The sequence below is a fragment of the Streptomyces sp. NPDC051940 genome (genome assembly GCF_040680895.1).
In the GTDB taxonomy this organism is placed as follows: Bacteria; Actinomycetota; Actinomycetes; order Streptomycetales; family Streptomycetaceae; genus Streptomyces.
Genome location: NZ_JBFAXR010000095.1, coordinates 23,371 through 34,201 on the forward strand (window position 1 = coordinate 23,371; position 10,831 = coordinate 34,201).

General features: G+C 73.9%; 6 protein-coding genes. 2 read left to right on the forward strand and 4 right to left on the reverse strand.

Going from position 1 to position 10,831, the window contains the following annotated elements:
- Window positions 1-247: 247 nt before the first annotated feature.
- The 4 genes from AB0M28_RS29030 to AB0M28_RS29045 form a co-directional block, all read right to left on the reverse strand.
- Window positions 248-1,189 carry a hypothetical protein gene (locus AB0M28_RS29030; RefSeq protein WP_365411314.1) on the reverse strand — a complete coding sequence of 314 codons (942 nt, stop codon included), beginning with the start codon at window positions 1,187-1,189 and terminating at the stop codon, window positions 248-250.
- A 193-nt stretch (window positions 1,190-1,382) separates the two neighbouring features.
- A complete protein-coding gene (locus tag AB0M28_RS29035) occupies window positions 1,383-2,426 on the reverse strand; it encodes an SUKH-4 family immunity protein (protein WP_365411317.1) in 1,044 nt (347 codons plus the stop codon).
- Between the two features lie 1,771 nt (window positions 2,427-4,197).
- Entirely contained in the window at window positions 4,198-5,190 is a 993-nt protein-coding gene (locus tag AB0M28_RS29040; RefSeq protein WP_365411320.1) for an SMI1/KNR4 family protein, read from the reverse strand.
- 195 nt (window positions 5,191-5,385) lie between these two features.
- Window positions 5,386-7,017 (reverse strand): MFS transporter, encoded by a 1,632-nt coding sequence (locus tag AB0M28_RS29045; protein WP_365411323.1) that lies wholly within the window; start codon window positions 7,015-7,017, stop codon window positions 5,386-5,388.
- A 413-nt stretch (window positions 7,018-7,430) separates the two neighbouring features.
- On the opposite strand from AB0M28_RS29045, the gene AB0M28_RS29050 reads away from it, so the two are divergent.
- Entirely contained in the window at window positions 7,431-8,144 is a 714-nt protein-coding gene (locus tag AB0M28_RS29050; protein ID WP_365411332.1) for an ABC transporter ATP-binding protein, read from the forward strand.
- A 3-nt stretch (window positions 8,145-8,147) separates the two neighbouring features.
- Window positions 8,148-10,727, forward strand: coding sequence for an FtsX-like permease family protein (locus tag AB0M28_RS29055; protein ID WP_365411326.1), 2,580 nt, complete (start codon window positions 8,148-8,150; stop codon window positions 10,725-10,727).
- The last annotated feature ends 104 nt before the right edge of the window (window positions 10,728-10,831 follow it).

A 10,831-nucleotide genomic window follows, 5' to 3' on the forward strand; every position in this document is an offset into this window, starting at 1 on the left:
CGAAGCGCCGAACCGCGCCGCAGGCGCCAGCGGAACCGCACGCTTGCAGCGCGACCGCGGCACCACCCCAGCCCGTCCGGCGTTTGAGGACTGAGGCGCGAAGCGCCGAACCGCGCCGCAGGCGCCAGCGGGACCGGACGCATCCGAGCGTGACCGGACCACCCCCTCAGCCCGTCCGGCGTTTGAGGACGAGGCGCGCAGCGCCGACCGCGCCAGCCGGCGCAACCGCACCGCGCAGCGGACCGCCCTACTCCGCCGACGGCGCCGGAGGCGGGACCGTCCCGCCGTCGTCCGGGACCCCGTCGGGGTGGCGCCCCGTGACCGCCGACAGGGAGGCCCGGACGTGCTCGAGGTGCGAAGTCACCTCATCGCGCCGCGCATCGACCTCCCGCAGCCGCCGCTCCGTCTCCCGCTGGATGCGCTCCACGACCACCCCCGCCTCAGCGATGATCTCCGCGCCCCGCGCCTCCGACTCATCCCGCCGCTCCGCGGCGGCCTGCTGCGCCGCCGCGTACTCCGCGCCCGCCTCCTCGACGAGCCGCTCCGCCTCAGCCGCCCGCTCCGCGAGCGACCGCTCCCAGACCCCCTCGCGCTCGCGCAGGTCGTACTGGTTGTCGTCCGCGGCGGCCAGCTCCTCCGCCTCCGCGTCCTCGAGCATGGCCGAGGTCCTGTGCCGGACCTCGATGAGCGCCCGTTCCGCCTCGCCCGCCGACGCCTCGACCTCCGCCCGCGCGGCGGAGAGGATCTCCGCCGCCTCCGCCTCGGCCTCTCCGATCGCGCTGCGCCACCGCGCCTCCGCCTCCGCGCGCACGGCATCGGCCGCGGCCACCGCCTCCGCGTGCGAGCGCGCGGCGGCCTCCCGCGCGGCGCCCGTCACGGCCTCCGCCTCGGCGCGGGCCGCCACGCGCAGTCCGCCGGCCTCCTCCTGGGTGAGGGCGTACAGGTACCCGGCCCGCCGGCCGAGCTGCTCGTACGTCTGCTCCCCGCTGATCTCGGCCATCCGCTCGGTGAGCTGCGCCAGCTCCCGTTCCAGCTCCTTCGCCAGCACGGTGAGCCGGGCGGCCCGCTCCCACGCGGAGTCGCGTTCCTCGCCGAGCCGTTCGACCGCGGAGTCGACCTGAACCGGCCGGTAGCCGCGGCCCCCGCGAACGGTGGGGAATCCCTCGAGCGGCCTGATGTCGGCAGTCATACGGTGAGCCCCTCTCGTACGACACTGTTCTCGGCGGACATCTTTCACGATCGGCACTAAAAGGGCATAAACCAACACTCCGGACTTTTCGATCGATCGACAGCGGGCGTACGGCGGATCGTCCCCGAACGCGCGCACACGGCAGAGCGCCCCGCCGAAATCCGGCGGGGCGCTCGTCGTACGAAGGGACTGCCTACAACAGTCCGTCCCAGAACTGCTCGAGGATCACCGACCACCAGTGGTCGGGCCCCTCGAGCGCCGGCGGGTCCAGGGCCAGCAGCTGGGCCTGGAAGTCGACCGACCAGCGCCCCGCCTGGTCCGGCGTGAGCCCGTACCGCCAGCGCCACATCTGCCCGAGCAGCGCCAGGCAGCGGGCGAACTCGGGCAGCCCGGTGTTCACGAACTGCGGCACGGCCGGCTGCCCGCCGGGCCCCGCCTCCAGCGGTACGGCGACGATGTGCGCGGTCCCGTACTGGACGCAGAGCTGACGGCCGAAGTCGTTGCCCATGACGAGGTACGAGCCCGCGTCCGACGCCGGCTGCACGCCGCGCTCCTGCGCCAGCTCGGCCAGCGTGGGAACGGGACGCCCCGGCTGCGCCTCGGCCCAGAAGAACGGGCCGAAGTCCACCGGCAGCCCCGCCCACACCAGGGTCTGCGCCACGATGTCCGGCACGCCCTGGCGGGCCACCGCCCGCTGGTCGTAGCGGTGCACGCCCTGCGGGCCGAAGGACTGCGCCAGCTCCTGGCCGATGGTCTGCGGCGGTACGGGCGGCGCCAGCTGCACCTGTCCGGGGGCGGGCAGCGGCACCCGGCTGGGCGCCGGGCGGGCGGGCGCCTCGGCGACCTGGTGCAGTTCGCCCTGGTGGGTGAGCAGATGGTGCATGCCCTGCTGGCGCGACGCGTGGTCACGCCCGTACGCCGCGGTGTGGCTGAGGCGCGCCTGCGGCCACGTCTCGCGGATCATCCGGGCGCAGTACGCGCCGGGCAGATCGCACGGCTCCAGCTCCGTGTGCAGCTCCAGCACCTGCTGCGGCGGCACGTTCAGGCCGCGCAGCTCGTGCAGGATCTGCCACTCCGGGTGCGGGGTGCCGGGCGCGGAGCGGTGCATGACCTGCTGCTCGGTGCCGTCGGCGGCGCGGTAGCGGAGCACGGCGAGGTAGCCCGGTCCCACGGTGGGCACGCCCGGCTGCGGGAAGCCGTAGCCCCCGCCGCCGGCGGGCTGCTGGGTGGCGGGCATCCCGCCGAGGGGCGCACCGGGGGGCGGGGGCGTACCCGGGGCACCGGGGGGCGCGTAGCCGCCGCCCGGAGCGCCGGGAGGCGGAGGTGTGCCCGGGGCGCCCGGAGGCGCGAAGGGGCTGGCGCCCGGAGCGCCGGGAGGCGGGGGCGTACCCGGGGCACCGGGAGGCGCGAAGGCGCCGGGAGCGCCGGGAGGCGGAGGTGTGCCCGGGGCGCCAGGGGGTGCGTAGCCGCCGCCCGGAGCGCCCGGAGGCGGCGGGGGCCCGGGGACGCCCGCGCCGGGAGCGCCCGGCGGGGGCGGGGTGCCGGGGGCTCCCGCGCCCGGAGCGCCGGGGGGACCGGGCGGTCGCAGTCCGCCGATCTCGGCCTGCGGGACGAGTTGCGTCGCCACGTACGCCCCGCCTGCCCCACCACCGGGGGCACCCGGGCCACCGGGGGGCGGTGGCGTACCCGGAGCGCCCGGCGCACCGGCCGAGGGCGCGCCGCCGCCGCCGTTCGAGCGCTTGGGCGGCAGGATCGGCGACGCCTTGGCCGTCGCGGCCTCCGCGAGGTCGGCGGCCCCGGGCCCGGACGGACCCCGCGGCGCCGGAGCGGGCGTACCGGGCGCCGCCGGTGCGCCCGGGGTACCGGGGGCTCCCGGAGGAGGCGGCACGGCACCCGACGGCGGGTAGGACCCGCCGCCCGGCGCACCGGGAGGCGGCGGGGTGCCGGGCGCACCCGGAGGAGGCGGCGGCCCCGCCGAGGGTCCGCTCGGCGACGCGTATGCGCTGCCGGGCGCACCCGGAGGAGCCGGCGGCCCGCTCGGCGACGCGTACGAGCTCCCGGGCGCACCCGGAGGAGGCGGCGGGCCACCCGGCGACGCGTATCCGCCGCCCGGAGGCGGCGTACCCGGGGAGGCGTACCCGCCGCCCGGAGGCGGCGTGCCCGGTGGCGCGTATCCGCCCCCCGGACCCGACGGAGCCCCCGGCGGCGGGGGCGTGCCCGGTCCGCCCGGCGGCGTGAAGGGCCCGCCCTGCGGCATGCGCGCCGTCTCGGCGTCGGGGCGTACCCCGGGCAGCGGCGTGTCATCGTCGTCGGAGCCGCTCAGCGGCGGCGCGAACACGGTGGCCGGCGGCAGGACGGAACCGCCCTCGTCCCCGCTGGAGTTGGCGTCGGCCCACGGCGAGGACGCGGCCGGACCCCGCGGCCCGGGCACCTGCGCCCCCGGCCCGGAGGGCGCACCGGGCGCCGACGGCGCACCACCGGGCGCTCCGGGCGCGGACGGTGCCGATGGCGAAGAAGGCGCCGAAGGCGAAGAAGGCGCCGAAGGCGAAGAGGGTGCCGAAGAAGAAGAGGGCGAAGAGGCCGCCGGACGCCCTCCCGCCCCGCCGCCGGAGGCGACCCGCGCGCCGATTCCCAGCGAGTCCGCCGCCTCCTGCAGCCACTCCGGCGGCGTGAGCAGGAAGGACGTGGCCTCCAGATCGATCCGCTGCCCCGGCTTCGGGGCCGCCGGCACGCCGCCGCCCCGCCCGCCGTACTCCTCCTCGTACCGCCGGATCACCTCGCCCACCGGCAGCCCCGGCCACAGCGTCACGTCCCCCGAGTCGCGGGCGATGACCATGCGCTGGCGGGAGCCCTCGGCGCGCGCGCCGTCCTCGCGGTCCTCCGCCCAGGCCACGAAGCCCAGGTCGAACTCGCGCACCCTGACCTCGCGCTGCTCGGGCGCGGGCACCCCGCCGTTGACCCATTTCTCGGCGCTCTCCTGCGCCTGTGCGAAGGTCACCACGGACCGTTCACCCTCCCACCGGGACGACGCGGGCGAAGCCGCCGTCCACCATCAGATTGGCCACGGTCTCCAGCTCCGGCGGACCGCCCGCGAGCCGCTCCAGGAAGGCGTCGAAGTCCTCCCCGCACGGCATCAGCAGCGCGTCCGTCCGCTCGGCCACCGACGCGAACCGCCCGTCGCGGTCCCGGGCGTCGTCGTACGCGCAGAACCAGACGCTGCCCCGCCGCTCGCCCCGCACCTTCACCGCGAGCAGGCCGCCCTGCAGGAAGGCGACGCCCAGGTAGTCCTTGGTGAGGTGGTCGCGCAGGCACTTGTTGACGTACACGAGGTCGTTCGTCGCGGCCTCGTCCCGCACGGTGAAGAACGGCTGGTCGATCAGGAGCCCCAACTGCGGGTCCAGCGCCGCGCCCATGGGCGCGCAGCCGCCGGCGGCCTTCAGGAACGCCCGGTAGGCGCCCGGCAGCCGGTAGCCCAGGTCCTCCTCGATGCGCTGGACTTGCTCCTCCGTCACCGCGACGCCCCCCTTGGGGAGCGCGAAGTGCACGGGGCGGGTCTCCTGCAGGGGGCGCGTGCCGCGCTTGTCGTGGTTGACGTGCGCCGTGGCCAGCCCGCCGTGGTGGCGCAGCAGCACCTTCACGTCGGCGGGGACCAGTTCCAGCCGCCGGGTGCGGGGTACGTGGTGCCAGGTCCAGCCGTGCGGCGTGGACACCGGCGGCAGTGAGCCCCACAGGTCGTGGCCCTTGGACATCAGGGCGGCGTTCGCCGACACGTAGTCCGTCAGCCGCAGTTCGTCGATGCCGAACCCGGCGGGGGGCTCGGCGATGTCCGCGGCGGCGCGCGCGTACGGCGAGAAGTCCGGGAAGCCGTCGGCGTCCACTCGTACGCCGTTCGGATAGCGGGCCGCCCGGACCGGGTCCGGGAAGTTCACAACCTGCCCGGCGTAAGCCGAGTTCGGTGGCGCGGCCGCTCCTACGGCAGCCCCTCGCCGACCAGTCGTCATCGCGTTTGCCCCCTGCCGGTCGCGTGCGTCGAGGACAGCCTATTGGGTAGCCAGGGGACCAGTCCCGCCCTGGTCAGCGCAAGGGTTCCTTTTCCGGAACCTTGCCCCTCTTCCGCCCCGGGTACGCGGGGCGCGGAGCCCCCCACCGGGCGCCCGCCGCGGCTTCGTCACGCGCCTCCGTACAGCCCGGATGTCCTAGCCTTCCTGCTCGATCACCGGAAAGCGGCGCGGCGCCCACAACAGGGCGACCAGCGCGATGACGGCCGCCGCCGCCGCGCCCAGGAAGACGTGGTCCGTGGCCGTGGCCACCGCGCGGCGCAGGCCGTCCGACGGGGCGGTGACCGTGTCCCCCGTGCCGTGGGCCGACGACGTGACGCGGCCCGCCAGGGTGGCGTTCGCCACCGCGCCGAAGACCGCCGCGCCGAGGCTCTGGCCCAGCTGGCGGTGGAAGAGGACCGAACTCGTCGCCGTGCCGCGCTGCGACCAGCCGACCGTCGACTGGACGCCGACCAGCAGCGGCAGCTGGTAGATGCCCAGGGCCCCGCCCAGCAGCAGCATCAGGAGCGCCGGCTGCCAGGCCGAGCCGGGGTACGGGAGGAGGGGGAACGCGGCGAGGATCAGCGCGGCCAGGGTGATGCCGATCAGGGCGGACTGGCGGAAGCCGACCCGGTTGTAGAGGCGGCTGCTGAGGCTCGCGGAGAGGGGCCAGCTGATCGTCATCACCGACATGACGAAGCCCGCGCGGGTGGGGTCCAGCCCGAGGACGGTCTGGGCGTACGTGGGGAGGAAGACCGTCGGCGCGACCATCAGGATGCCGAGCGCGCCGAGGGAGACGTTGACCGAGGCGATCGTGCGGCGGCGCCAGACCCAGCTGGGGATGATCGGCTCCGCGGCGCGGCGCTCGATGAGCACGGTCGCGGCCGTCGCGGCGACGCTGCCGCCGAAGAGCAGGAGGGACGGGAGCGAGATCCAGGGCCAGGCCACCCCGCCCTGGACGAGGCCGGTGACGAGCAGGCCGCCCGCGGCGAAGACCGCGAGGGCGCCGGGCCAGTCGACGGGGCCGGAGGTCCGTTCGCGGGCCGGTTCGCGCAGGTTCCGGACGAGCAGGACCAGGGCGATCGCGCCCAGGGGGAGGTTGAGCAGGAAGATCCAGCGCCAGTCGGCGTAACCCGCGAGGAGGCCGCCGAGACCGGGGCCGATGACCGCGGAGACGGCCCAGACGGAGGCCAGGGCGGCGGTGATCCGGGGGCGCTCCTTCAGCGGGTAGAGGTCCGCGGCGACGGTCTGGACCGTGCCCTGGATGGCGCCGCCGCCGAGGCCCTGGAGGATGCGGAAGGCGATGAGCGCGGTCATGCTCCACGCCCCGGCGCAGGCGACGCCGCCGACGAGGAAGACGGTGATGCCGGCGAGGAGGACGGGCTTGCGGCCGAAGGTGTCGGCGAGCTTGCCGTACACGGGGAGGGTGACCGTGACGGCGAGCATGTAGCCGGAGAACACCCAGGAGAAGACGGAGAAGCCGCCGAGGTCCGCGACGATCTGCGGGACGGCGGTGGCGACGATGGTGCCCTCGAGGGCCGCCAGCGACATGGAGAGCATGAGGGCGGCCACGACCCGGCCGCGGCCGCGGACCGGCGTGGGGGGTGCGTCGGTGGCTTCGGCCGCCTCCGCCGCGCTGCCGGCCGCGCCACACTCCGGCGCGCGGCTGGCAGGCTCGCTCCCGCCGGGGCCGTCACCCCCGAGGGCCTCGACCGCCTTGTCAGGGGCATTGCCCACCCGTGCCGCCGCACCGGATATGTCGTCCGCCTGGCCCGCTCCGCCGCTGTTCACTTGCCCCTCCCGGTGGGTGTACGCCCCATCTTTTCATCGCGGCTCCTCCGCCCGCAGCTCCCCTTGACCCTGACCCGACGTCAACCGACAGGGTCATGACCCCTAGGGGGCGCCCCGGTGCCAGGGGCCCGGGGACGGTCGTCCCCGCGGCCGACGGAAGACCCGGGGTCGCGCTGAGAGCCTGGTCAGGCACGGCGACGGGGGTGTGCGGCAGGTCCGTTGGTGGGGCTAGCCCCACCTCGGATACGCCACCGGGCACCAGGGATTCCAGGCGCCCGCGCCGCCAGACTCGAAGAGACGACGGACAGCAGACACATCGGCCGGTGAGCGGCCGGCGTAACAGAAGGAGAACGACTGTGACCACGGCTGTAGCGCAGGCGAGCCGCACGGCCGTCGCCGCACGGGCGCGGCAGGTGACCAAGGCGTACGGCACGGGGGAGACGCGGGTACTCGCGCTCGACAACGTCGATGTGGACATCGCCCGCGGGCAGTTCACCGCGATCATGGGCCCGTCCGGGTCCGGCAAGTCGACCCTCATGCACTGCCTGGCCGGCCTCGACACCGTGACGGACGGGCGGATCTGGATCGACGAGACGGAGATCACGGGACTGAAGGACAAGAAGCTCACCCAGCTGCGCCGCGACCGGGTCGGCTTCATCTTCCAGGCGTTCAACCTGCTCCCGACGCTCAACGCGATCGAGAACATCACGCTGCCGATGGACATCGCCGGCCGTAAGCCGGACAAGGAGTGGCTGCGCCGCGTGGTGGAGACCGTCGGCCTCGCCGACCGGCTGAAGCACCGCCCGAACCAGCTGTCCGGCGGCCAGCAGCAGCGCGTGGCCGTCGCCCGCGCCCTGGCCGCCCGGCCGGAGATCATCTTCGGTGACGAGCCGACGGGCAACCTCGACTCGCGGGCCGGCGCCGAGGTGCTGGGCTTCCTGCGGCGCTCGGTGGACGAGCTGGGCCAGACCATCGTGATGGTCACGCACGACCCGGTGGCCGCCTCGTACGCGGACCGGGTGCTGTACCTGGCCGACGGCCGGATCGTCGACGAGATGTTCAACCCCACCGCCGACCAGGTGCTGGACCGGATGAAGTCCTTCGACGCGCGCGGGCGGGTGTCGTAACCCATGACCGTCATGAAGACCTCGATGCGCAACTTCTTCGCGCACAAGGGGCGGATGGCGCTCTCCGCGATCGCCGTCGTCCTGTCGGTGGCGTTCGTGTGCGGCACGCTCGTCTTCTCCGACACCATGAACACCACCTTCGACAAGCTCTTCAAGGCCACCGCCGCCGATGTGACGGTCAGCCCGAAGGACCTGGGCAGCGGCGACGACCAGCAGTCCGCGGAGAAGGACACCCCGACCCTCCCGGCCGCCGACCTGAAGAAGGTCGAGGCGGCCAAGGGCGTGAAGTCCGTCCACGGTGACGTGACGACGATCCAGGCCACCGTCGCGGACAAGGACGACGAGAACCTCGGCTCCACGACCGGCGCCCCGACCATCGTCACCGACTGGGACCAGGGCGAGCTGAAGATCGTGAAGCTCACCTCCGGTCACACCCCGCGCGGGCCCACCGAGTCCGTGATCGACGCCGACGTCGCCAAGAAGCACAAGCTGAAGATCGGCGACGAGGTCCGGATCATCGCCGTACCCGGCTCGTTCACCACCAAGCTCGTCGGCATCGCGACCTTCCAGACCACCAACCCGGGCGCCACCGTCGTCTACCTCGACACCGCGACCGCGCAGACCAAGCTCTTCGGCAAGCCGGACGTCTACACCCAGATCATGGCCACCACCGCGCCGGGCTTCACCCACGAGGCGGTGAAGAAGAACGTGGCCGCCGAGCTGGGCACGGACTACAAGGTCCAGACGAAGGCGGAGGTCACGGCCGAGAACAAGGACGACGTCGGCAGCTTCCTCGACGTGATGAAGTACGCGATGCTCGGCTTCGCCGGGATCGCCTTCCTCGTCGGCATCTTCCTCATCGTCAACACCTTCTCCATGCTGGTCGCCCAGCGCACCCGCGAGATCGGCCTGATGCGGGCGATCGGCTCCAGCCGCAAGCAGGTCAACCGGTCCGTGCTCGTCGAGGCACTGCTCCTCGGCGTCATCGGCTCCGCGCTCGGCGTGGCCGCCGGAGTCGGCATCGCCATCGGCCTGATGAAGCTGATGAGCGGCATGGGCATGCACCTGGACACCGCCGACCTCACGGTCAAGGCGACCACCCCGGTCTGGGGCATGCTGCTGGGCGTCGTGGTCACCGTGCTGGCCGCCTATCTGCCGGCCCGCCGGGCGGGCAAGGTCTCCCCGATGGCCGCGCTGCGGGACGCCGGTACGCCGGCGGACGGCAAGGCGGGCTGGATCCGGGCCTCGGTGGGCCTGGTGCTGACCGGTGCGGGCGGTGCGGCTCTGTTCGCGGCGGCGCAGGCGGACAAGGCCACCGAGGGGTCGCAGTTCCTCGGCCTCGGGGTCGTGCTGTCCCTGCTGGGCTTCATCGTGATCGGCCCGCTGCTGGCGGGTGTCGTGGTCAAGGTGATCAGCGCCGGCGTGCTGCGGATCTTCGGCCCGGTGGGCCGGATGGCCGAGCGCAACGCGCTGCGCAACCCGCGGCGTACCGGCGCCACCGCCTCGGCGCTGATGATCGGCCTGGCACTGGTGGCCTCGCTGTCCGTCGTCGGCTCCTCGATGGTCGCCTCCGCGACCGACGAGCTCGACAAGTCGGTCGGCGCGGACTTCATCATCCAGTCCGACACCGGTCAGGCGATCCTCCCCGAGGCCGCCGAGGCCATCAAGAACTCGCCGGACCTGGAGCACGTCACCGAGTACAAGGAGATCCACGCCACCCTCACCTACCCGAACGGCAAGGTCGAGAAGGACACCGACTTCTCGGCGGCCACCCCGTCGTACGCGGAGGACCTGCGGGTGGAGGCCGTGTCGGGTGAGCTGAACGCCGCCTACGCGCCGGACGCCATGTCGGTCAACGAGAAGATCGCCAAGAAGTACGGCGCACAGGTCGGCGACAAGATCAAGGTGGACTTCGCGGACGGCTCCACGGCGACGCTGACACTGGCCGCGATCACCTCCGCCGACACCACGATCGACAACGGCGCCAAGTACATGGCGATCTCCACGGCGGAGAAGTACGTCCCGGCGAACAAGATGCCGCGCAACGAGATCATGTTCGGCAAGGCCGTCGAGGGCAAGGCCGACCAGGCGTACGCCGCGCTGAAGAAGGAACTGAAGCCGTACCCGCAGTACACGGTGCGCGACCAGACCGACTTCAAGCAGGCGCTGAAGGACCAGGTCGGGCAACTGCTCACCATGGTCAACGGCCTGCTGGCCCTGGCGATCATCGTCGCGGTCCTCGGTGTGGTGAACACCCTGGCCCTGTCGGTCGTCGAGCGGACCCGTGAGATCGGCCTCAGCCGGGCGATCGGCATGAGCCGGCGCCAGCTGCGCCGCATGATCCGCCTCGAGTCCGTGGTCATCGCCCTCTTCGGTGCCCTGCTGGGCCTCGGGCTGGGCATGGCCTGGGGCGCCTCGGCGCAGCAGCTGCTGGCGCTGGAGGGCCTGAAGGTCCTCGACATCCCGTGGGGCACGATCGGGACCGTCTTCGCCGGATCGGCGCTGGTCGGCCTGCTGGCCGCCCTGGTGCCGGCATGGCGGGCCGGCAGGATGAACATCCTGAACGCGATCGCGACGGACTGATCCGTGGCACAGGGCCGCCCAGGCTCCGGGCCCGGCCGTTCGTCAGGGTGATCTCGACGGCCACCCGGTTCGGGTTGGGGGACGGTCGGCGGCCGTAGCGCTCC

What these genes read in the sequence shown, in the direction of transcription:
- AB0M28_RS29035 (WP_365411317.1), bottom strand. Translation starts at nt 2,426, where the DNA reads ATGCCCGCCACCCAGCAGCCCGCCGGCGGCGGGGGCTACGGCTTCCCG.
- AB0M28_RS29040 (WP_365411320.1), bottom strand. Translation starts at nt 5,190, where the DNA reads ATGACGACTGGTCGGCGAGGGGCTGCCGTAGGAGCGGCCGCGCCACCG.
- AB0M28_RS29030 (WP_365411314.1), bottom strand. Translation starts at nt 1,189, where the DNA reads ATGACTGCCGACATCAGGCCGCTCGAGGGATTCCCCACCGTTCGCGGG.
- AB0M28_RS29055 (WP_365411326.1), top strand. Translation starts at nt 8,148, where the DNA reads ATGACCGTCATGAAGACCTCGATGCGCAACTTCTTCGCGCACAAGGGG.